Below are 23252 nucleotides of genomic sequence, written 5' to 3'. Positions count from 1 at the left end.
CTTAAAATTTAGGTAAGAAATTAGACATTCCTAAGATCATAAACTGATATAGAGCATCGTTGAAGGTATCCATTTCTCTTTTATTAATAGTATACCCTCCTAGCATAAGAGCTTGTACATAAAGCACATTAATTAGAGCTTCAAACAACTCATCATCATCGATAAGCATTACTTTCTCTACCAACTCACTTTGTTGATTAAAACACAGTGTCGGCATTACTTCCTCTTTCTTTTTAAAATGCTGTAACGTACTTGCAAAAGGATTAGACGTTTGAGACAGACTCTGAATGTTTTTAGAAGTCAGAGCATCCTCATTAGCGATATATATTGCTGTCGTATCTTTTGGTTCAAATCTCTTCACCTCTGCTCTACAGAAATGTCTCTTTAATATCTTATTCGCTTTATCTATAAAGTTCTCTATACGTTGACTATCTTCTATTGCATCTTCGAATTCTTCTAGAATATCATTAGGTGCGATACGTTCTAACTTTAACTCTGCATGAGAGCGTTTAAGCTTTTCTATTAGATCCGTTTCATAGCTATACGCTGCATTAATCACTAACTTATTCTGAGAACCTGCTATACGACGTATTTGTCTATAATCATCTAGAGATGGAGTATAGTATATATTCTTATACGTCTCTTTAATCTCTCCGAAAGCCATCATTCCCTGATTTGTCTCAAAAGGAAGGTAATCTTCGAACATAGTCATAATCTCGTTATCAGATGCCGCCAATGCCTTAATAAACATATGGTGAATACTAATAATCTTCTCTAGAATCTCAGGGTTAGTAATAGAAAGTGTCTTTAAGTAATCTTTAAAACACTCACTTAACTCCTTTTTAGACTCTTGTAAGACCGCATTATTCATTAATGACTCTCTAGAAGCCGTAGGTTGTAACGCATTCGAATTAAAAATACAACGCACAAAAGAAGTCCACTCAGGCAACAGATTAGTAGCCTGATCGCATAGATACATCTTTTTCAGAAATATTTTATGTTCTTTAGTAGCTGTAGTATTCACCTTATTCGGGATAATATAAGCTACTCCTTGTATCTCACCTGCTTCAGAATATAGTCTAAACACGTCTAAGAACTTCGTCTTAAACACTTCCTTACCATAGTCTAATAACTGTTCTTTTGAACTTTCATTATCTAACCAAACAGGATTACCATCTAAGCATTGTTCTACCTCTCCTTTTTCGATTAGGTTCACTTCTATAGGTAATGCACTACCATAAAACAGCACATTCTGTTTCACCTCATCACGCTTAAACAGACTACGCCAAGCTTTCTTTGCATCTAAGATTACCTTAGTACCCACTTCATCTAATAGAGGGATCATTTCTACTTCATACGTACCATCAGCTTTACCCGTCCATCTTACAGACTCGTCTTTATATAGCGAACGCGATTCTACAACAATAGCCTCACTCACTACTAAACATGACAACAACCCAATACCAAACTTACCGATTAAGTCTTTATCAGCTAGTTCTCCACGTTTAGAGCTTTGCCCAATAACAGATAAGAACTGATGCACATCATCATGTGTAAGCCCTACTCCATTATCTTGAAAGATTAAACGATCTCCTTCAAAGGTGATATTGATCTTTCCCTTAAAGCTTTCATCGATGCCTTTTCGGACCGTCACCGCATCCATACCATTCTGTAGAAGTTCTCTGACGAATACTGTTGGAGAGCTATATATATGCTCTGACAACAGCTCTATCATTCCCTTCATATTCACTTGAAACTGAAATTGTTTCTGATTTTCCATTATCTTCTTCTTTTACGAGGACCTCCTACTATCTTCTGTGCATCTTCATTGCCATTCTCTGCAGCTTGTTGATACCATTCCATAGCAGAATCATCACTCTGAGGAACACCCTCTCCTTTTAAATAACAGTTAGCTAACTCGTACTGTGCCATATCAAAACCTGCTTCAGCAGCCTGAATCAAATAACTCACACCATATTCAGGATCTTTCTCTGCACCATCCCCTTTCACTAACATTAGCCCTACATAACTAGCAGCATCCATATTACCTCTATCAGCTACTTGCTTTAAGTAATGGAATGCTTCTACTAGATCTCTCTCAGTACCATTGCCATAGAAGTAACATAATCCCAGACGGAATATAGCAGAATCATACTGTCTATCAGCAGCCAATTTATAATAGTGGAATGCCTTAACCTCATCTACCTCTACTCCTAATCCAAATTGGTAACAAATACCAAGTCCTTCAGAGATATAGTTTCTCTCTTCTGCTGCGATATAGTATTCAAAGGCTTTGTCATACTCCTTCTCTTCACCATACCCATATAGATAATAATCCCCTAATGACAACATCCCTAGAGGAGAACCACTCTCTACTGATTTTTCAAACCATTCTTTACCTAGTTCTACATTTGTTTCTGCTAGATATCCATAAGAGTAATAAACTCCTACTTTATACTGTGCATAGTTAAACCCTGCCTCTGCACCAACTATCATGTATTCAAAAGCCTTTTCATAATCAGGCTCTCCACCGTTAATACCTTCTTCATAGAACAGAGCGATATCAACATTAGCGTCTACAAAACCTAACTCTAGTGCTTTAGAAAATAACTCAAATGATTTCTCTTGGTTCTCTTCACCTCCTGTACCATATCTATAACAGCGAGCTAAGTGATACACACCCTCAGCCATATCTTGTTCTGCAGCTAACTCAAAGTGAGCTCTTGCTTTAGCATAATCAGGTTCTCCTATACTACCTTCTTCATAGATAAACCCAAGACGAATAGCCGCATAAGTATACCCTTCATTCAGCGCATCCTCATATAAGCGAGCTGCCTCAGCAACATCCTGCTCTATACCTTCTCCTCTCTCTAATAGCATTGCTAGTTCTACCTTACAGTAATTAGAGTTAAAGTATTCTATCCCTCTTTGGTAGTAGCTAACTGCTTTCTCTAGATTAGGTTCTCCAGCATACCCAAAACGGTGATAACGACCCGCTAATTCTAATCCTGATAAGTTATTTCGCTCAGCTGCTAACTCGAATAGATATAACGCCTTTTCATAATCTGCCTCTTCTTCAAAATCAGCATTCTGATACGCTAGTCCTAATCGATAAGGAGCATAATCATTACCTGCTGCCATAGCTTGCTCTAACATTGCTTTTCCTCCTTCTACATCGCGCTCTACCTCTTCGAAGTCTAATAAAACAAAACCTTTTTCAGACATTGCTCTATCGTATTTATACTCAACTCCTCTATCTAAGAACTCCATCCCTTTAGCAATATCTTTAAAATCTTCATTATACAAGTAGATAATAGCTAGCTCTAGTGTAGCCTCACTAGAATAGTAAGCAATAGCTTTCTTGAACATTTCAATACCCGCTTCTTGCTTAGCTTCTAGTCCTTCTGTTCTAGGATAGAAGTAAGAATACCCTAGTACATATCCTGCATGTGTGATACCATAGTCATAAGCATCTGCTAGTAACTCTCTACCTTGCTCTTCTGTATAACCTAATTCTTCAAAACGACCATTACAAGCCATCATTCCTAACAAGTACTTACAGTAAGTACTATTATTCGCAATACCATCTTTTAAAGCAGCTTCAGCACTAACGTTATCATCTTCTCTTAGATAATAATCAGCTAAGATATAAAGCCCTCTTTTCTTCACATTGATTAGTTCAGAGAACTTCTCTACCACAGCTTTACCTTCTTCTCCTGAAGTACATCCTCTAAACTCAATGTTTAACAAAAACAGATTAGCGATATTTGCTCTCTCTCCATCTACAGCCGTTTTTAGAATTGTTACTGCTCCCTCTTCATCTTTCTCATACCCTTGTGTACCATAATACATAGCATATCCTACATAACATTTACACAAGTCATCTCCTAATTCCACACCTTTCTTTAGATAGCCTACAGCTCTTTCTTCATCTCTAAATCCGTATCTAGAGTTAATGAATAATTCATATTGATATGCATAAGCATGTTTATATCCTCTATCTATAAATATGTCATTCAATGCCTTCACATCTGTAAACCAGTCTGCATAATCCTCATCACTAAGACTCATACTACTATGAAGACAGTTAGAGTCCTCATTCAGCTGATCATACAGCTTCTCCAGCACCTCATTATTCTTACCTATTTGTTCAGCCAGCATACAGATTGCATGCGCTTTATACCACTCATGTGGATTGCTGTAATCATTCTTATTTAAAAACTCTTCAGCATGTGCTGTAATAGACACACTGTCATTTGCAAATTCTCTAACGTAATTTAAATATTCCATAGTAAACTGTTTCATAACTACCTTGTAAACAAGCTGATTTTTTTAGTTCTTTTTCATTTTATAGCAAATGTAGGAAAATGGCAATTAATACATGAAATAGTAAATTCCTAAATCACACACATACCACCCTCAAACAGTTAATTAAAATACTACCAATATTTCAAAAAAACATGCTTTTTACTTAAAAATAACAGAAAAAAAAGAAAAAAAGACTCTTTTAGAAAAACACTCACAAATAGTAGAAGAAGTTAGTTATAAAGTACACATACTGTAATTTAAAAACAGCTTACACTCACCCTATCAAAACATTAGCACCGTAATTAAGTCAATAAATAAGTAAAAAAATCAAATAAAGAATAGGCAAAAACCGTTCGACTAACTTTCGAACTAACAATTTCCTTCTAAAGAGGAAGGCAAATAAATTATAATTTTAAATAACTATTATTTACTCTTGACGAAGAAACAAGAGAGGCTAACAAACCTAGCACAATAATAGATACGAGTACAACGAAGATATTTACCCAGTTAAAAGCAACTGGATAAGCAAGTCCTTCTCGGATAGAAATAAACCCAAAAGCAACTTGTAACGAAACAACAATACCACCTAACACCAATCCTATCACACTCCCTAACACACAGATAATTAATCCTTGGAATAAAAATATCTTGCGCAGGTCGCTCACAGGTACACCTATTTGGTTCAGCGTTTTAATATTAGGCTGTTTTTCAAGAATGATCATAATCATAGACCCTACTAATGTAAACAGAGCCATAATCACCACCAATACGAATATCAGATAAACAACTAGATTCTCCATATTCAACATACGGTACAATCCATCGTTTAGCTGTGTTTTATTTTTTACGATATACTCTTCACCGAGTACCTCCTTAATCTTCTGAATAGCTTTACCTTCAGATACTCCTTCAGCAATAGCCAGCTCTAGATTAGTCACCTCAGTAGTAGGTATATTCAGTAGTGCACGTGCATTATCTATATCGACGAACACATACTTATTATCTAGATCATCATTACCTAGTACATATACTCCTGTAGGATTTAAATGTCTTTTAATAAAAGCATCCTCAGGATTTTCGATAGTTCCTTTACCAGGTTTTAACGCCAATGCTTCAAAGGCATTCTCTGTATCGAACAGTCCCATAGATAATAAGTGAGACATACCCACTCCCACTACTGCATCATCCGTATCAGGTTCTAGCCAACTACCATACTCTACCTTTTCGTCAAAGTCCGTCACATTAACGAAGTCTGAGTCAATCCCTTTAATCATAGAGACTGCCTGCTTATCCTTAAACGAAAACAACAAGCGATCCTCTACTACCTTAGCTACACCCTTAAAATAACCTGACTCTTCTAAATCCAGAATCTGTCTGTCTTCGACTACAAAGCTTTTACCCTTTGGGGTAAAAACTTTTAAATCTGGATCTAAATCATCAACGAAAGAAAGACTATACGCTTTTAACCCACTGAATACCGATAACACGATAAACATAGCCATAGCACTCACCACAATACCTACAGAAGATATTGTCGTAATAACATTAATTGCCTTGCTTTTACTTTTACTAAAGGCATAACGTTTCGCTATGTATAGGGAAAACTTCAATCTATTTTTTCTTTCTCTTTTCTAATAAGTCAGGATTAGCGATAGGGTTTTCATCACCCGTAAGCGCTTTGTCGATTTGATCGATATACTCTAAGCTATCATCCACGTAGAACAGTAAGTCTGGCACCTTTCTCATTTGGTGTTTTACTCGCTGTGCTAATTCGTGTTTAATTAACGGAGCATTAGATTTTATCCCTTTAAGTAGCTCTTCACCTTTATCGATAGGGAAGATACTTAAGTACACTCTCGCTACTGATAAATCACTTGTTATATTCACTTTAGAAACCGAAATAACTAAGTTAGTTATCCCGTTCTTACGCACCTCACCTTGCAAGATATCCACGATATCTTTTTGCAATAAGGCTCCCATCTTCTTTTGTCTATTAGTTTCCATGATGCAAAAATACAATTTTTTGAATAGCAAACTTTTTTATCTTTGTTTATATAACCCAAAACACTAAGAAATGCGAAAAATAGAACACATCGGAATAGCTGTAAAAGACTTAGAAGCGTCTAATGCCTTATTCGAAAAACTATTCGGTGCTCCAGCTTATAAGGAAGAAGCTGTAGAAAGCGAAGGAGTAAAAACTTCTTTCTTTATGAATGGCCCTAATAAAATAGAGCTATTAGAAGCAACTAACCCTGATAGCCCTATCGCCAAATTCTTAGAAAAAAAAGGAGAAGGCATCCATCATATCGCTTTTGATGTAGAAGATATAGAAGCTGAGATGAAAAGATTAGCAGCAGAAGGATTCACATTATTAAACGAAATTCCTAAAAAAGGAGCTGATAATAAATTAGTTGCCTTTTTACACCCAAAAACAACCAATGGGGTGCTTATAGAATTATGTCAAGAAATTAAATAATTTCTTTTAAAACTCTTGCATGAACCAATAAAAAACCATAATATTGCACCCGTTAAACACGTTTTAACTGGTCCTATAACTCAGCTGGTTAGAGTAGCTGACTCATAATCAGCAAGTCCCTGGTTCGAGCCCAGGTGGGACCACCACGAAATTTTTCGCTCAAAATGAGCGGTCCTATAACTCAGCTGGTTAGAGTAACTGACTCATAATCAGTAAGTCCCTGGTTCGAGCCCAGGTGGGACCACTAAAATTTCAGAGAAGCATCTATTGTAAAATAGGTGCTTTTTTTTTGCCCTTTTTTCACCTTTTTTTTCATCAGTACAACAAAAGTACAACAATTTGTTTTACCCCATAAAGATAGTAAAGTTTTCATTTTCTTGCAGTTAGTTATATTTTTAGTACTTTTATTACTAACCAACAACAAGACACTATGAATACTATTATTGAAACTCCGTTTTTTTTCTTTCACCAAAAGTTAGAAAAGTTAGGCTCTGTAACTCTTTCCAAGAAGTTCACCTATATAACTGCCGCATTATTACCAATTATATCCCTGGTAACATCCACTTTCCAATTACCCTATTTTTATAGTATATCTAAATGGTATACCCTTTTGCCTTTAACTGCATTGATTTACTCAATATTATTATTAAGTGCTGCAATTAATTTTTACAAAGGGCAGAACATATTTTTAATTAGTCATCTAAGTTTGATATATAAAGAATCTTTTAAATCATTTAAAAATTCTAAAGAATATCTACTAACACTTCCTTCTAAAAAAACAATTACAATTTATAATACAACTCCCTGTAAAAAGAAGCAAGAGCAAAAAAAAGACAATGTATTTGTTTTTAGCACAACACATGAGACTCTAATCAAAGAAACCTTGCATGAATTAAAGAAAGAAATTATTAATGATGACACAACAATTCAAGATTTTAAAAAAGTCATAGGATCTTGTATTAGCAAAAAAACAGATAATCCTAATTCTTTTATTAAGTTAGAACTTCAATCACAACATTGCGCCATGTTCTTAGAAGCTTTCTTTATACCTTTTGTAGAGTTATTTACTTTACACAAAACCAACCTTAAAGAAAGTTGTCGCTACTTTCAATATGCAACCTTAGAAAACTATTGTACCATAAAGTATGATTCAATAAGTAAAAAGAGTAGAAAGTTAATTACAAACGCTCATAAAGAAACTTATGCTAAAATCTTAGAAAATGTAAAAAGTCAGTTATCTAAAAAACTGTCCTAAGACTAAAATTAAATGTCGGTTCACCGACAAACAACCATTTCAAGTAGCTTCATTACAATAGTTTAGCGTCATAATCCAAAAAACATTTATTATGACAACGCTAAAAATCATTCAAGAGCTTAACGAGATCAAGCTAATGATTACTAAAGGTAATCAGTTTCAAAAAGAAATCTTCACTATTAAAGATTTGATGGCTTATACTGGCTTTTCAGACAGTACTATTCATAAGTTAACTTCTAAAAACTTAATTCCTCATCACAAACCCACAAACGGCACTTTATTCTTTGACCGCCTTGAGATAATTGAGTGGATTAAACAATATAGAGTCTTTACCGACCAAGAAGTTCTATCACAATTTTCAAAACAGTTAAAAAAATAAAAGCATTGATAGCCCTACTATCAATGCTTAAATAACTATTTCGATAACAAAAGAAAACAGTAGTAAATATAGCTACTTCTTTCTGAAAATTTTTTGATATGAATACAACTGCAACAGAATATATTCGAATAGGAACAGAGTACTATGCGATAAGAAAGAAGAACGTCAACGGTAAAGAAATCATTGTTGAACGTAAACTGTGGAAAAAGTCTGAAATCATCACTGACTTTGGAAAGGATATCATCAAAGAGTTACCCAAATTCTTTGGTTATAAATGTGAACCCTGTCACATTAATTACACTCATTTTATAGGAGATTACTTTAATTCCTACTCTCCTATTTTATATCACATTGACACAGAAAGCCCATTATCTATAGATTCCCTTAAACAGCAGATACCTATTACTAGTTATTTTCTGCATCACATCTTTGGAAATCAATACTTACTTGCAATAGATTATTTTAAAATTCTACTATTCTATCCAGAGCAAATATTGCCAATTATAGTACTTGTATCTAGGAATCGTGAAACAGGAAAAACCACATTTTTAAATTGGATAAAAGAAATCTTTGATAAAAATGCTGTATTTATAAAGGCTAATGCATTTACAGAAAAATTCAACAGTGAGATGGATAGTAAACTTCTCTTATTAATAGAAGAAGTAAAATCTGAGAACAAAGATATTGTTGAAGCAATTAAATACATTTCAACGGCTATGTATCAATCAATTGAATACAAAGGCCAAGAGAAAATTGAACAAAGATCATTTCTTAAGATTATCATGACAAGTAATCACGAACATAACTTTCTAAAGATAGATAAAGAAGAAACAAGGTTTTGGGTTATTAAAGTCCCTCTTATTAAAAACAGAACTACTGAGTTTTACACCAAACTCATTAAGGAAATTCCCATTTTTTTAAACTATCTCTATAGAGTTCCTTTCTCTACAGAAAACAAAACCCGGATGTGGTTTACTCCAGAGACTTTACACACAGAAGCTTTACATAAACTAAAACACGATGTAGATCTTCAAAACAAGAACCTAGTGCTTGATATACTTGATATTATATTCAATGAATTTGATATTGATCAAATAGATACCACTCCTTCGGATATTAATGCTCTGCTGAATTATTATAACAGAGGTCATAATATCACAATGAGAGAGATACAAACAACACTTGAAAACATAGCCTTAGTTCGATCAACTAACTCAAATAATTATGAACGAGTCAAAATAGAGGATAATACTTTAAAACGGACTATTCACAAGGGTAAATATTACAGGATTTCAAAAGAAATACTTTTAAATCAGATGACAGATGACATAAAAAAGTAATAAGCTATTTACCAACAACTTAAGTATTAATAAATCATAAACTACTTGTCATCTACGACTCATCTGCGCTCATCTAATGAATGTAATTCACTATTAGTACAATTATGATCAGATGCTCAGATGACAACTAAATGACATACAGATACCACTTTAAACACTATAAATCAACAACATACAACCAAACAACTCAAATTATGAATATTCAAGAAGCAAAAAACATATCGATTATTTCTATTTTAGATAGCCTTGGTATAAAACCAACTAAAATCAATGATAAACAAGCCTGGTACCACTCTCCTTTTAGAGCAGAAAATTACCCCTTCGTTTAGTGTGAGTATAACTAAAAATGTATTCTATGACTTTGGCGATAGTACATATAAAGGAAATGTAATTGACTTTGTAATGCTATATTACAAATGTGATGTAAAAGAAGCTCTAAAGATCTTAGCAAACAATTCTTTTTCTTTTCACCAGCAACTTTTTAATTCACCGGTTAATACAGATGAGAAAGATTATGAGATTACAGCAATTAAACCTCTGAGAAATAAATATCTTATATATTACATCAAGCAAAGAGGCTTATGCATTAAAACAACTCAAAAGTACTGTAAGGAAATACATTATATTCTTAAAGATAAAGCTTATTATGCAATAGGTTTTCAAAATGAACTTGATGGGGTAGAACTCAGAAACAAATATGTTCAAATATGCTTAGGCTCCAAATATCCTACCTATATTAATAATAATTCATCTACCGTATTTTTATTTGAAGCCTTTATCGACTTTTTATCCTTTATAACTCTTAAACCTAATTTAGAATATAGGTTTGATTACATCATTTTAAACTCCGTTAATACTTTAGATATCACACTTATTCAATCCTCGAACAAGTTTTTATATAAAACCTTAGACGATTCTAAAACATTTGAATCTAAATATAAAACCATAGTTGCTTGTTTTGACAATGATACTGCTGGAGATAAAGCAACTGAGAAATTAATTTCAGCATTTCCATTAATTACAAAAGATGCAAGAGTTAGATATAAAGATTACAAGGATGTCAATGATTATTTACTGAGTATTAACCGCGATAAACTGACGTGAGAATCATCGAGATGTGTCTTTGTCCTTACAAATTGAAAATTTGAACCGGAACAAAGACCACTCGTTTTTCTCCCGAAGGTCGCAAAATTGGTGAGACGATGAAAAGAGAACACAAGATAGAATTTAGAGTTACCCTTACTGAATCTCTGCTTATAAAAAACAAAGCAAAGAAAATTGGTTGTAGCGTTTCTGAATATTTACGAAGTACTGCCCTGGGGTATTCTGTAAGTTATAAACTAACTCAAGATGAAATTGAAATTTACAAACTACTAAACAAATTTGCTGACAACTTTAGAAGAATAGGTAACCTTTTTAAACTTGGAGATACCACGAAGGTAAAAGAATCCACCATTGAAACAGCAAACTTAATTAGAGCTCACCTTGAAAAACTAAAGTAATATGATAGCTAAAGCAAAAACATGTATTGGAGGAGCAGCACTTTTTAATTATGTAATTAATCCAAGTAAAGGCTATGAACTTGCTAGAAATAATCTTTCGGGGGAAACTCCGAAAGATATGTATCAAACCATGCAGATTCTACAAAATCAAAACACTCGCTGTAAAAACAATACAATCTCCGTTGTTATATCCCCTACTATTGAAGATAGTAGAAAAATGACAAACCAAGATTTAGAAAATCTCGTAAAAGATTTTTTAGTTGGTTTAAAATTAGATCCCAAAGACGCGCAATACATCGCTTACTTACATACTGAAAAAGAGCACAAACACATTCACATTTTGATTAACCGTATTGATGAGAATGGAAAAGCACTAAAAGATAACTATATCGGATTTCAAGCACAGAGTATTGCTCACGAAATAGCCCTAAAATACAATTGGACTTCAATAAGACAAGAAAATCTAAATAGAAAAGAGCTTTTAAAAACTAATCAGAAACAGACAGCTGAAATAATAAAAAAGGCTCATTATTTTGTTTTAAAAGAGCGTCCTAAAAACTTAGATCAATACATCAATATGATGCTAGCACATCAAATAGAAGTAAAACCAACTGTAAACAAACAAGGTAATATTCAAGGATATAGATTTATTCATTTACCAACCAACACAAACCTAAAAGCAAGTGAGGTTGATCGGAATTTAAAACTGAATGAACTCTTTGAAAATAACATACCAAAACCAAATAATGATTTATTTCATACTGTATTATATAAAGACCAAGACAAACAAATCTGTTTTGAAAATTGGAATACAAATACAGTAAGTCTATTTAGTTTTTTAAACGCTTATGGAAATTACTATGAGGATTATATGCCTGATATAACTAAAAAGAAAAAACGAAAACAAACATTAAATCTTTAACTATGGCAAAGAGACAACCTACACTCACAGAACTCACTGAGTTACTATTTCAGCAGGTAGTTCACTTGCAAGAAAAACTCAAGCAAAATATTACTCTGCAAACTCAGCTTTCAAACAGGATAAATAATATTGAAGTAAAAGTAAATGTGTCTGAATTACACAAAATTGAGTCAAATAATAGACAAAGATTACAAGATGATTTCACTGCATTTCAGTCCACACTTTATGATACTAAAGAAGACCTTTTAAAAGTATATAGGGCTATTAGTCATAAAAAGATGTTCTACATCATAGCCCTTAATATTTTTCTTTTACTCACAAGTGGTTTATCAATTTACGTTGCGATTAAAAAATCAATTCATTACTCTGATTATAATCAGTTAATAGAAAATAATAAGAAATCGAATCTTGAATTAATGTATCTGAATCAATTCTTTAAAGAGAATCCAAAGAACTTTGAGGTCTATAAAAAGTGGAAAATCACTTCTGAAAATAACACAAAAAAGTCTTTATAGTACATTGATTTTTAGTTTTAGTTTTATTTTTTATTAACAATTACACAAAGTTAGGCAATGCCTCGCGGTTCGCTAGCAAGAAAACCCCCATAAATGCTTGACTAAAGTCTTCGCTTTATTGCGCCCGTTTCTTGCGCTTGCTAAGCCATTACCAACTGTTGCTCCATAATTAATTTAAAAATTTAATATTATGGAAACTACAGTTTTAGACAAACAATGGCTTATCGCTTCAGAAGTAGAATTAATTTACAAATCAAAAGTAAAGGCTTCACAGAGACCTCAAATTACATCTTCTTACAATGCATATCAAATAGCATTAAAGGCTTGGGATGGTAATAAGATTGAATTGTTAGAACAGTTTAAAGTTCTTATGCTTTCTAACAACAATAAAGTACTTGGAGTATTAGAAGCTTCCTCAGGAGGAATAACCGCAACAATAGTAGATTTAAGAATTATTTTCTCAGCTTTACTAAAGGCTAATGCTACAGCTTTTATAATTATTCACAATCATCCATCTGGAAAGTTAACTCCAAGTGATCCTGATAGACAAATTACAAGAAAGATAAAAGAAGCAAGCAAGATACTTGATATTACTCTTTTAGATCACTTAATTATAACCGAAGAGAGTTACTACTCCTTTGCAGACGAAGGCACCTTATAGGTGTCTTTGTTTTTTTATATATTCTTAATTACTCTAGTTTTTCACTTTTGTATTTGACTCAAATGAATTTACTTAGAAGCTAAAAATACCCTTTATCAAATAAACATCAAATAAGAAAAAAGCTAATTTTAAGTAGTTTAACTTTTAAAACTAGGTTTGTATCAAATAACCATCAAATAAAAAAACAACTGATTTTAAGCAATTTCAATTCTTAGTTAGAATCGGGCATTTCTAGAATTCCTTAAAACTATACTTATCAATACGAGAACCTAACAATAATTATGTTACCTTAAATAAAAACTGTACCTCAAACCGAACAAGATACCTGCAAGATAAAGCAAATATAAAAAGGTATATAACCTTAGTGTATTACAAAAAAAAGCTAAAAGAGCAAACAGTATATATATTTCTTTTTTAGGCCATTTAATTACACAATTTAAAAAAACGCCAAAAGTTCACTACTTTCATACAAATCAGTTTGATTACAAAAAATAGCACTTTTATGTAAGCAAAAAATATTGATTACAATTTTTGAAGACTAACTAGTTTGATTACAAAAAACAACACTTTTATGTAAGCAAAAAATATTGATTACAATTTTTGAAGACTAACTAGTTTGATTACAAAAAATAGCGCTTTTATGTAAGCAAAAAATATTGATTACAATTTTTGAAGACTAACTAGTTTGATTACAAAAAATAGCGCTTTTATGTAAGCAAAAAATATTGATTACAATTTTTGAAGACTAACTACTTTGATTACAAAAAACAACACTTTTATGTAAGCAAAAAATATTGATTACAATTTTTGAAGACTAACTAGTTTGATTACAAAAAACAACACTTTTATGTAAGCAAAAAATATTGATTACAATTTTTGAAGACTAACTAGTTTGATTACAAAAAACAACACTTTTATGTAAGCAAAAAATATTGATTACAATTTTTGAAGACTAACTAGTTTGATTACAAAAAACAACACTTTTATGTAAGCAAAAAATATTGATTACAATTTTTGAAGACTAACTAGTTTGATTACAAAAAACAACACTTTTATGTAAGCAAAAAATATTGATTACAATTTTTATACCCTAACTAATTTCATTAAAGGTTCAAAAGAATACATCGCAGCTCTACGCCCTGATGATTCTTCTCTTAAAACTAAATAGCCATTATCAACTAATTTTTTAATCATTAGTACTGCTGTTGCATTCGGGATCTTTGTGGTACTAACAAATTTATTATTTCTAAATACTGGATAAGTAAATATAAAATCAAGTATCTCTATATTCCATTTTGAAGATAGTAACTCAGAGAATTCAGTTTTTGTAGTTTCGTACAAACTCTTTATACTCTCAGCTATTTCTAAATTTTTAATCGCTTGATTTTCTACTGCTTTTAAGAAAAAAAGAATCCATTCATTCCAATCCTTTGTTTTGGAAACATTACGCATTTGTTCTATATATTCATCTTTATTTTCTTCAAAATATCCACTAATATAAAAATGAGGTTCTGAAAGAATTTTTTCTCTCCATAAGTTCAGCGTAATTAACATTCTTCCAATTCTTCCATTTCCATCTTTAAAAGGATGCAATGCTTCAAACTCCAAATGCATAATAGCAGTTTTAATTAACGGAGGAAAATCACTATTTTCTAAAAACTTAAAAAGCTGCTCTAATCCATCAACTAGATTTTCTGGCCTAATAGGAATAAACTGAATTTCTCTTTTTAACCTATCCGCCAAATAATTTTGTTCTTTCTTAAATTCACCAGGAGATTTATTTGCTCCTCTACCTAAATATAATAACTGTTGATGCATTTGCTTAAGAAAGCTTAATGAAAAATCATAGCCACTTTCAAGTGCACTTTGAGCATTTTTCAAAGCACGCTGATATAAGATAGTTTCTATTACATCGGCTTTAGCAGTAGTGATATCTTCACCTTCATGATCAGCCTCATATTGAAGTATCTCATCCATTGTGCTAATTGTACCTTCAATTCTAGAAGATAGTACCGCTTCCTGATTTCTTAAAGGAGCTAATAAAATTTCAGTGTTATGTAGGTTTTTTAACATTTGATCAAAACGTGCCAATGCATCAGTAGCCCTCACTAATTCTTGAATAAAAAGAGCATAATTAATACTCTTTGGAGGAAAAACACCATAATGATAATCTACCGCTTTCTCTAAATTATAATTCATACACTTTTATTTTGATTACAAAAATACAAATAAAAAACAAAACAAAGCCTCTTGATTACATAAAAACACACATTATTGTAATCAAAGTATTTTTACTAAATTATAATGTAAAATAGAAACAGATAAATCTCTATTAAAAATCAAATAAGCTTCCCTCTTTACAAAACACGTTTTATCAGTTCCCACAAACATAGTTAAAACAAATTCTCAAATGCCTGATCAAGCTCTTCTCTATTAAAATCCTCTACATAAGCTTCAGTAGTTTTAATAGATTGGTGCCCAAAGGCCTGTTTAAGCATATATAAGTTCACCCCTTTTTTTAATGATAGAGTAGCGAAAGTATGACGAGCTGTATAAAAGGTAATCTTTGTTTTAATCCCACATTCCTTTGCAATGATATTTAACTGCTTATTATAATAATCCCTAACACTACTTTTTCGTGCTCTTAGTTCTTCTTTAGTATATAAGCTTAGATCTTTATCCAGGATTGAAAAGATGTAATCTGTATCAAATGGCCTATAGATTCTGAAATAGTTTAAGATAGTATCCAAGTCTTTATTCTCTGGTATCTTTACATTAATAGCCACGCCTGTTTTATTTCGGATATAACTAAAACGATTAGAGTTTATATCATCCCATTTTAATTCAGCGATATCAGTAAAGTTCATTCCTCGACAAAAGAAACTAAATAAATAAGTATACAACACCTTAGCTCCTTCAGTATTTTCTGAAAAGTCATAATCAAGTAGCAGCTGTAACTCTTCTTTTGTAAGCGCTTTTTTTATCTTGGTAGATTTCAACTTAGAAATCACATAATCTCTAAATGGATAATTCTCCAAAGATGCTATTTTTGATTTAATAGCAGAATTATAAATAGCACGTATATTACGCATATATATACCTATTCCTCCATTTGTACAGCCTCTTGATCTTAAGTCTGCTTCAAAGGCTACTAAAAAAGAATAATCAATTTGTGTAAACTCATATTTGATCACCCCAGGCTTAAAACGTTTTAAAGCCTTTAACGAATCATTATATGAACTTGCTGAACTAACTTGACCTGCTTCTTTGAATTGCTCAATCCTATTTTGAAAAAAAGCAACAAATTTTACAATCTCAACCTTCTCTGGTCGAAGTAGAGAATCAAATACTTCAAGTGTAAATTCTTTTTCTTGTTCAATCATCAAGTCCAATACTTTTGACGCATCTTGTTTTAGCGTACTTAATATTCTATTGGCCTGTAAAAAATTTGGAAACTTAGAAGTAAACTCCCCCACTTTTGCATTCCAAAATTTAGGTGCAGTACTGTAAGGTGTTTTATAGAATTTAGACCTCCTATTAATAGTAACTCTAAGATTAATTGGGTAAGTTCCATCACTTAATTTTGTCTTTTTTAATACAATTTTTAAACTCGTTTTCATCATAAATAATTTTAAAGTACAACATACGTACAACAAATCGGTACTTATTGTGCAAATAGATGAAACAAAAATATTTTAAAAATTTTGCAACTAGCTAAAAATCAGTCGATCTGAAATAAAATGCAATTAAATACAACATTCATTTCTCCGGCTCATAATCAGTAAGTCCCTGGTTCGAGCCCAGGTTAGACCACCGAAAAACCCCTTAACACACTGTGTTTAAGGGGTTTATTTTTTTTAGGGGGCTCGTTAGGGGGCTGAATTAAAGTAAATAAAAAACTGTTTTATGTAAATAAACTCGAATTATTTTTCACAAAACTTGTTACTGTTAACCGATGTACACCTAGAATCCTTCCTATAGCACTATAAGAAACATTCTTGTCTAAAAGTTCTTTTATCTTTTTTTCCTGACCTGTTAGCTTCGTTCTAGCAGACTTACTCCCTATTGGGCGACCAAGTATAACCCCTTCCGCTTTTTTACGCGCTAAAGCTTCCTTTGTACGCTGAGAAATCAAATTACGTTCTATTTCTGCGGAGAGTCCGAACGCAAAGGCTAATACCTTAGAATTAATGTCACTTCCTAAGCGATAATTATCTTTAATAGTCCATACATGTATATCACGGTTCATACATTCATTTAAAACCCCCATAATCATTAATAAATTACGTCCAAGACGCGACAGTTCAGAACAAATTAAAATATCTCCCTTTTTCATTTTTTTTAAAAGTTTCCCTAGTTTACGCTCATCAACCTGCTTCGATCCTGAAATTGTCTCCTCTATCCATTTATTAACTACTACATCCTGTTTCTCACAAAAATGGTTAATCTCGAAGCGCTGGTTTTCTACTGTTTGCTTGTCTGTACTTACTCTAATGTATCCGTAAATCATATTGTATAAATTTTATACAAAAATGGTTTAAAATAAACATTAATTGACTAAAATAAATCTAGCCATTTTATATGACTTTAAAACGAGCATTTATTTTGAACAGTTTAGTCACCTTACAGATTTTCAAAGTAGCGAAAGCTGGGTTGTACTTTCTCCTATTGAGAAACAAATTATAGAGAAAATTGAAGCCGCAGGAACTCCCTTAAAAGAATGGAATATAAATATTAATTACGGAATAAAAACAGGCTTTAATGAGGCTTTTATAATTTCTAAAGAAAAGAGAAAAGAATTAATTGAAAAGGACCCTAAAAGTGTCGAGATTATACGACCTATTTTACGTGGCAGAGATATTAAAAGATATGGTTACGACTTTGCTGACAAGTATTTAATATGCGCAAGGTTAATTGCGGAAATACCAATTAATTACCCTGCTATAAATGAACATTTAACGGCATACATTGGAAGTAAACAACTTGGAGATAATTCAACTACAAAAGTTTTTAAAAGGCCGTGGTGGAGTTGGATGCAAGAGCCTATTAACTATTGGGATAATTTTTTTGGACAAAAAATTATTTACCCAAATATGACAAAGTTTCTACCTTTTTATCTAGATGATAAATCTTTTATGCATAATGATAAATCATTTATGATAACGGGAGAAAATATTGCTTATTTGACAGCATTTTTGAACTCTTCACTGTTTAAATATTGTTTTATTGATAATTTCCCTGAGTTACAAGGTGGTACTCGTGAGTTAAGGAAAGTATTTTTGGATAAGATTCCCGTTCTACAAGTTTCTAAAAATATAAATTTAGAATTCGAAAAGTTAGTTTCGGAAGTTCAAGAACTAAAGAGTAATCAGTTATGTACCACAGAAATAGAGCTTGAAATTGATAGGCGAATTTTTGAATTATATTCTTTAAGTGAAGAAGAAAAAGATATTATTGGTTTTATTGAAATTAAATAATGTTGTTAAAAATAATTATCTAAATTATGCATCTTAACTTAAGTATGGATGAAGAAAGAATTATAAAATGTCAAGACATATAGATATTTAGGTTCAGCTTGTACTTGTGATTTAGTTGTATTATTTGAAACATTCCAATCTATAGTGCATCATAATTTTGTCCTTTACTAAAATGTCTACTTTATTTTTTGTAGAAGAACTTTAGTTTCTCACATTGAAATTCAAGTTAGAATATTTTCTCACTTTTTAATTTATACCAAGCAAAGGTTAGGCCTTAATTTAGGCCTATCTCAAGCCTTAGGATTTGTATTACACATTTTTCAAAAAAACTAAGTCCTATTTATTTCAAAGTTTCTTATCAATATTACTACACTCTTACTAATGTTTCTGCTAGCTTCTTATCTAAATATTTTTGTTCATGAAGTGTTATTCCAAATGAATTAAATACAATATCATTAATTTGATTTTCAAATTCATCTGCTTGATCGTCATCAGGAGATTTAAGTAGGGAATCAACTAATTCAGTAAGCTTCTTCTTTGTTGTTTGATCCACCAAAGTTGCTATCTTGATTTGTTCAATATAAATTTTCTGCATAAGATATCCTCCATTATCCATCATGGAAACTGTTTGACTGATCTGATAGCGTCCAACTATAGAATTCAAGAAGGCGAGCACGTATTTTAGATCTTTACCAACTGCGATAAAGCAAGTCTTATCTGTGTAAAGTGACTCTGTTGTGTATGAGAATCTAGGAAAACGTTCAGTATTATCTTTTCTTATCCGCATAGTTTCTGCCCATACTATTTTCTGCTTAAAAAAATCGTCCAAATAAGCTATCGTATCTTGGGTTTCAAACCATTGGTTTTTAGTCTTTTTCCTACTTCCTTTGTCTCCAGTTTGTTTTAATCTATCATATCCAAAACTCATAAGATGCTCTTTTACAGCGGGATATTTTTCAATATCTATTTTTAAGCTGGGAAAGGTTGTAATTATATACAAATCTGCAAATTCATAGGAATAACGCTTAATATCACGTCCTCTGAGTAACGGTCGTATAATTTCGGCACTTTTGGGATCAGCTGCAATAAGTTCATCTCTCTTTTCACCATCAATAATGAAAGCTTCATTATACCCTGTAAGTATTCCTCTATAGATATTGATATCCCAATCTTTTAATGGAGTTCCCACAGCTTCAATTTTTGATTTTATACGTTGTTCCATTTCACTCAAAACAATCCAGCTATCAGTAGTATTGAAAGAGGAAATGTTAGAGTATTGTTCAAAATAAATGCTCAAATTATTTAACACCTTTCCTTTTACAATACAAGCTTGTGTTTGTTGTCTATTTTTTTCCTTAGTAAACATTAGAATATTCGTATCAACAGTTGCTGAATCAAATACTTGAATACCACCAAAATCTATAAGTATTAAAGGATTAGTGTAATCAATAAGATACTTTCGTAAGCTTTCACCATACGCAGCACGCATCCATTTATTAGAAGTAATAAAAATTAAAACCCCCTTATTCTTAAGTATATTATTTCCCAACTCATAAAATAAACTATAAATATCTCCTGTACGAGCAAAAGTTAAATAACTTAATTGCTGCAAGACATCACTTGCTTTGCCCATTTTTTGCAGTTGAATATACGGCGGGTTCCCAATAACAACGTCAAATCCAATATAATTACCCTCATCATCTAAAACCTCCGGAAACTCAAATCGCCATTCGAAAGAATCTTGATAAATCACGTTATTCAAAATCTCTTCTTTTCGTAAGTTTGCTTTATCAGCCCTTATTTTCAATTTCTTTAAGTTATCTTTTTCAACTTTCTTAATCTTCTCTCCGAATAACTCTAAATTTATTAAACGCTGACGCTCAGTCTCATACTTATTAGAAACTCGTTCAATATCCTCTTTCGTCTTATTATTTAGTGTAGTTTTAAAGTTAGACTTAATAGTGTCAATAATATTTTGAATCTCAATCTTTTTCGTTTTACTATTAGTCTTTTTATAGTTATTTACTGCCATTTTATAATCTTCAATGGAGTAAATCACCTCTTTATTTTTAAAAGCAGCTTTCAAACTATCCTCTAATGAAAAGCGACTAATAAGTGAATTCCCGCACTTGATATTAATATCTATATTTGGTAATGTTTGTAACTCACCAGTGCTAGTATAATACGCATTTTTAAGTAACTCAATCCACAACCTCAAACGACAAATGTTAACGGAGTTTGGATTTATATCTACACCAAACAAGCAATTTTCAATCACACTTTGCTTTTCATGGAAAAGTGTTTTCTGTATGGTTAAACTATTAACATCATGTCGTTGATACTCAAACAATTCCCCTTCATTGTATGCAATATATAGTTCATCTTGTTCAATAGAGATCTCACAAGGAATTCGATTACCTTCCTCATTACACAAAATATTTAATTCGCTTTTAATTGCAATCACTTCATTTAAAGCGGATACTAAAAAGTGCCCAGAACCTACAGCTGGGTCACATATTTTTAGGCTATTAATAGTTTGATTAAACTTAACTAAATCAGCTTTCTTAAAGTATTGCGAACAATAATCTTTAACATCCTCGAAAGTTTCGATGGTGCCATTATATTCTTGCTTAAACTTATCAACAACCGCTTTTCGAATAGCCTCTTTACACATAAACATGGTAATATAACCTGGTGTATAAAAAGATCCATCTTTATATCCATTTATTTTTTCAAAAATTAACCCTAGAACAGAGGCATTAATTAAAGTCTTATTCTCTTGTCTATTTTCAAAATCTGTGTTTGCATCCGCAGAAAAATCATATGCATCTAAAAAAAGAAAAATATATTTTAGAGTACTTAATTTGCCTTTTAAACGATTGCCACTAGCATCTTTTAAAACTGTTAATGAAAAAATCTCCATCTCTTCATCTTTAAGCGCAGAAATATCAAAAGCTTGTTTCTCTAACTCGCTATGCTCAAAAAGACTACTGTTTAGATATGGAATATTTTTAAACTTATCTTTATATTTGACATGACGTTCAGGTAAAGGTTTGGCTAATGCTGAAAAAAACAAGTCATTTAAAGCGTCATAACCATCCAAAAAAGTAAAGTTTAAAAATCGATAATCTTCTGAATTATTATAACTTACCAATTGAGATTCAAGAAGCTTTAGGAATAATATTCTATTAATCCAATTAATACAAATCTCTAAGCCAATTGCGAATGATTTATCTTCAACTCCAGAAAAGCCTTTAACACGATGCAAGTAATCTTTATCCTCTAGAGTAAAAATAGTGTTTTCTAAAAGTGATGCATAATCACGATCCTTTTCTGATTTACGTATAATAACCTTTTTTGAACTCTCTTTTACTTCCTCTAAACCTATGATATGAAGCAATTCTTTGTAAAAAGACTCATTCAACTTATTACTATCATTACCGAAACTATGTCCTAATAAATGAACATTTGAAAATAACTTATAAATCTCAGTAGTTTTAGTCTCATTTAGGCTATTTAATTCTTCTTTATTTAATTCTAAATGAACAAATGGTAACTTATCTTGAATCTCCTTAATGTATTTAGATGCAATCTCATCATAAAAAAGCTCATTCCGAGAGGTATCTTTTAAACCATCACGAAACGCAATATACTCTTTAACTAAACTTGAATTTTTATAAAATAGAGAGTAGAAATCCTCTGCCTTAAAAAAGAACCACTCTAAACCATTTGTAATAATCAAGTGTTTAATGTTATTGTTTTTTTGATCAATACGCTCCCTTAAATAATATAAGAGCAACTCTTGAAGCGCCTTTTTATTTAAATTATCCTTAGATATAAATTCTGCTTTATTACTAGGTCTTTTCGCTTCAATAATTACTCCTATGTCAGTTTTAGCTGTATCTCCTAAATAAATTGCAAGATCTATACGCCCTTTGGTATTAATTAAGTTATCCTGGTAAAAAGTGCTTTTTAAAAAAAGTTTTATTGGTTCTTTAATATGCTCTTCACTCTCATTCTGTTTATCACTTATCTCAATAGCTTCAAGACAATTTAATAATGCAACCTTAAATTTATCTATATCATTATATACTGGTTTAAATTTACGATATGCAGGATTTAATGCTTTAGTTATTGATATTGCTCCCATGGTTCTAAATACTGTTTTTATTAATAAAAGCTAAAAGTACAAAATAATTCAAATAGGTTAAAATAACTTAAAATTAACTCAAAACTGCCATGCAGAAAATAACAAACTAGATTAGTCTTAAAAAAACACTTAAATAACAATTCTCTCAACACATATAATAAGAATAACGCATTTAAACTTACAAACAAAGCTTCAATAAGAAATATAATATTGTTAGATATGAAATTACGTACGACTACCTTTTTTAAATTAAGCAATTCTTCCCTA

The 23252-nt window shown here is 31.6% G+C and carries 18 protein-coding genes and 2 tRNA genes; 12 read left to right on the top strand and 8 right to left on the bottom strand.

Annotated elements, in window-relative coordinates; translation table 11 throughout:
* Window position 1: 1 nt before the first annotated feature.
* The 4 genes from E0Z07_RS07515 to rbfA form a co-directional block, all read right to left on the bottom strand.
* Window positions 2-1780: an HSP90 family protein gene (locus E0Z07_RS07515; RefSeq protein WP_006257438.1), complete on the bottom strand. Its 1779-nt coding sequence runs from the start codon at window positions 1778-1780 to the stop codon at window positions 2-4.
* The gene (locus E0Z07_RS07510; protein ID WP_225581569.1) at window positions 1780-4305 is read right to left on the bottom strand and encodes a tetratricopeptide repeat protein; all 2526 of its coding nucleotides are present in this window, start codon (window positions 4303-4305) and stop codon (window positions 1780-1782) included. Before E0Z07_RS07510 ends, E0Z07_RS07515 begins: the two co-directional genes overlap by 1 nt.
* A gap of 407 nt (window positions 4306-4712) precedes the next feature.
* Window positions 4713-5918, bottom strand: a complete 1206-nt coding sequence (locus E0Z07_RS07505; protein WP_006257440.1) for an ABC transporter permease — start codon at window positions 5916-5918, stop codon at window positions 4713-4715.
* A 1-nt stretch (window position 5919) separates the two neighbouring features.
* Complete coding sequence (rbfA, locus tag E0Z07_RS07500) at window positions 5920-6312, bottom strand: 30S ribosome-binding factor RbfA (protein ID WP_006257441.1); 393 nt, start codon at window positions 6310-6312, stop codon at window positions 5920-5922.
* Between the two features lie 70 nt (window positions 6313-6382).
* On the opposite strand from rbfA, the gene mce reads away from it, so the two are divergent.
* The 11 genes from mce to E0Z07_RS07445 all read left to right on the top strand — a co-directional run bounded on the left by mce (window position 6383) and on the right by E0Z07_RS07445 (window position 13358).
* Complete coding sequence (mce, locus tag E0Z07_RS07495; RefSeq protein ID WP_006257444.1) at window positions 6383-6784, top strand: methylmalonyl-CoA epimerase; 402 nt, start codon at window positions 6383-6385, stop codon at window positions 6782-6784.
* 69 nt (window positions 6785-6853) lie between these two features.
* Window positions 6854-6930 (top strand) — tRNA-Ile (locus E0Z07_RS07490).
* Between the two features lie 24 nt (window positions 6931-6954).
* Window positions 6955-7028, top strand: a tRNA-Ile gene (locus E0Z07_RS07485).
* A 186-nt stretch (window positions 7029-7214) separates the two neighbouring features.
* The gene (locus E0Z07_RS07480; RefSeq protein ID WP_006257445.1) at window positions 7215-8039 is read left to right on the top strand and encodes a hypothetical protein; all 825 of its coding nucleotides are present in this window, start codon (window positions 7215-7217) and stop codon (window positions 8037-8039) included.
* Window positions 8040-8130: 91 nt separating this feature from the next.
* Window positions 8131-8418, top strand: a complete 288-nt coding sequence (locus E0Z07_RS07475) for a helix-turn-helix transcriptional regulator (protein ID WP_006257446.1) — start codon at window positions 8131-8133, stop codon at window positions 8416-8418.
* Window positions 8419-8516: 98 nt separating this feature from the next.
* On the top strand, window positions 8517-9758 hold the full coding sequence (locus E0Z07_RS07470; RefSeq protein ID WP_006257447.1) for a primase-helicase family protein: 1242 nt from the start codon (window positions 8517-8519) through the stop codon (window positions 9756-9758).
* 270 nt (window positions 9759-10028) lie between these two features.
* Window positions 10029-10862: a toprim domain-containing protein gene (locus E0Z07_RS07465; protein ID WP_233446022.1), complete on the top strand. Its 834-nt coding sequence runs from the start codon at window positions 10029-10031 to the stop codon at window positions 10860-10862.
* 98 nt (window positions 10863-10960) lie between these two features.
* Window positions 10961-11260 (top strand): plasmid mobilization protein, encoded by a 300-nt coding sequence (locus E0Z07_RS07460; RefSeq protein ID WP_131540524.1) that lies wholly within the window; start codon window positions 10961-10963, stop codon window positions 11258-11260.
* 1 nt (window position 11261) lies between these two features.
* The gene (locus tag E0Z07_RS07455) at window positions 11262-12182 is read left to right on the top strand and encodes a relaxase/mobilization nuclease domain-containing protein (RefSeq protein WP_006257450.1); all 921 of its coding nucleotides are present in this window, start codon (window positions 11262-11264) and stop codon (window positions 12180-12182) included.
* Window positions 12183-12184: 2 nt separating this feature from the next.
* Complete coding sequence (locus E0Z07_RS07450) at window positions 12185-12697, top strand: hypothetical protein (protein ID WP_006257451.1); 513 nt, start codon at window positions 12185-12187, stop codon at window positions 12695-12697.
* Window positions 12698-12887: 190 nt separating this feature from the next.
* Window positions 12888-13358, top strand: coding sequence for a JAB domain-containing protein (locus tag E0Z07_RS07445; protein ID WP_006257452.1), 471 nt, complete (start codon window positions 12888-12890; stop codon window positions 13356-13358).
* Between the two features lie 1083 nt (window positions 13359-14441).
* Here the strand turns inward: E0Z07_RS07445 and E0Z07_RS07440 are convergent.
* The 3 genes from E0Z07_RS07440 to E0Z07_RS07430 form a co-directional block, all read right to left on the bottom strand.
* Entirely contained in the window at window positions 14442-15557 is a 1116-nt protein-coding gene (locus tag E0Z07_RS07440) for a Fic family protein (protein WP_006257453.1), read from the bottom strand.
* A gap of 194 nt (window positions 15558-15751) precedes the next feature.
* Complete coding sequence (locus E0Z07_RS07435; RefSeq protein ID WP_225600313.1) at window positions 15752-16981, bottom strand: site-specific integrase; 1230 nt, start codon at window positions 16979-16981, stop codon at window positions 15752-15754.
* Between the two features lie 281 nt (window positions 16982-17262).
* Complete coding sequence (locus E0Z07_RS07430; RefSeq protein WP_058699245.1) at window positions 17263-17868, bottom strand: master DNA invertase Mpi family serine-type recombinase; 606 nt, start codon at window positions 17866-17868, stop codon at window positions 17263-17265.
* Between the two features lie 43 nt (window positions 17869-17911).
* Here E0Z07_RS07430 and E0Z07_RS07425 point away from each other — a divergent pair, with 43 nt between their 5' ends.
* Window positions 17912-18835: a TaqI-like C-terminal specificity domain-containing protein gene (locus E0Z07_RS07425; RefSeq protein WP_131540523.1), complete on the top strand. Its 924-nt coding sequence runs from the start codon at window positions 17912-17914 to the stop codon at window positions 18833-18835.
* A gap of 367 nt (window positions 18836-19202) precedes the next feature.
* On the opposite strand, the gene E0Z07_RS07420 is transcribed toward E0Z07_RS07425, so the two are convergent.
* Complete coding sequence (locus E0Z07_RS07420) at window positions 19203-22985, bottom strand: DUF7149 domain-containing protein (protein WP_131540522.1); 3783 nt, start codon at window positions 22983-22985, stop codon at window positions 19203-19205.
* Window positions 22986-23252: the final 267 nt, after the last annotated feature.

Origin of the sequence: Myroides odoratimimus, from assembly GCF_004337635.1 — a bacterium.
Classification (GTDB): Bacteria; Bacteroidota; Bacteroidia; order Flavobacteriales; family Flavobacteriaceae; genus Flavobacterium; species Flavobacterium odoratimimum.
This window is presented reverse-complemented; position numbering and strand designations above follow the sequence as displayed.

Coding starts and splice junctions, on each gene's coding strand:
- E0Z07_RS07460 (WP_131540524.1), top strand. CDS start 10,961: ATGAAAAGAGAACACAAGATAGAATTTAGAGTTACCCTTACTGAATCT.
- E0Z07_RS07450 (WP_006257451.1), top strand. CDS start 12,185: ATGGCAAAGAGACAACCTACACTCACAGAACTCACTGAGTTACTATTT.
- E0Z07_RS07510 (WP_225581569.1), bottom strand. CDS start 4,305: ATGAAACAGTTTACTATGGAATATTTAAATTACGTTAGAGAATTTGCA.
- rbfA (WP_006257441.1), bottom strand. CDS start 6,312: ATGGAAACTAATAGACAAAAGAAGATGGGAGCCTTATTGCAAAAAGAT.
- E0Z07_RS07470 (WP_006257447.1), top strand. CDS start 8,517: ATGAATACAACTGCAACAGAATATATTCGAATAGGAACAGAGTACTAT.
- E0Z07_RS07420 (WP_131540522.1), bottom strand. CDS start 22,985: ATGGGAGCAATATCAATAACTAAAGCATTAAATCCTGCATATCGTAAA.
- E0Z07_RS07480 (WP_006257445.1), top strand. CDS start 7,215: ATGAATACTATTATTGAAACTCCGTTTTTTTTCTTTCACCAAAAGTTA.
- E0Z07_RS07440 (WP_006257453.1), bottom strand. CDS start 15,557: ATGAATTATAATTTAGAGAAAGCGGTAGATTATCATTATGGTGTTTTT.
- E0Z07_RS07435 (WP_225600313.1), bottom strand. CDS start 16,981: ATGATGAAAACGAGTTTAAAAATTGTATTAAAAAAGACAAAATTAAGT.
- E0Z07_RS07455 (WP_006257450.1), top strand. CDS start 11,262: ATGATAGCTAAAGCAAAAACATGTATTGGAGGAGCAGCACTTTTTAAT.
- E0Z07_RS07475 (WP_006257446.1), top strand. CDS start 8,131: ATGACAACGCTAAAAATCATTCAAGAGCTTAACGAGATCAAGCTAATG.
- E0Z07_RS07465 (WP_233446022.1), top strand. CDS start 10,029: ATGATAAACAAGCCTGGTACCACTCTCCTTTTAGAGCAGAAAATTACC.
- E0Z07_RS07515 (WP_006257438.1), bottom strand. CDS start 1,780: ATGGAAAATCAGAAACAATTTCAGTTTCAAGTGAATATGAAGGGAATG.
- E0Z07_RS07445 (WP_006257452.1), top strand. CDS start 12,888: ATGGAAACTACAGTTTTAGACAAACAATGGCTTATCGCTTCAGAAGTA.
- mce (WP_006257444.1), top strand. CDS start 6,383: ATGCGAAAAATAGAACACATCGGAATAGCTGTAAAAGACTTAGAAGCG.
- E0Z07_RS07430 (WP_058699245.1), bottom strand. CDS start 17,868: ATGATTTACGGATACATTAGAGTAAGTACAGACAAGCAAACAGTAGAA.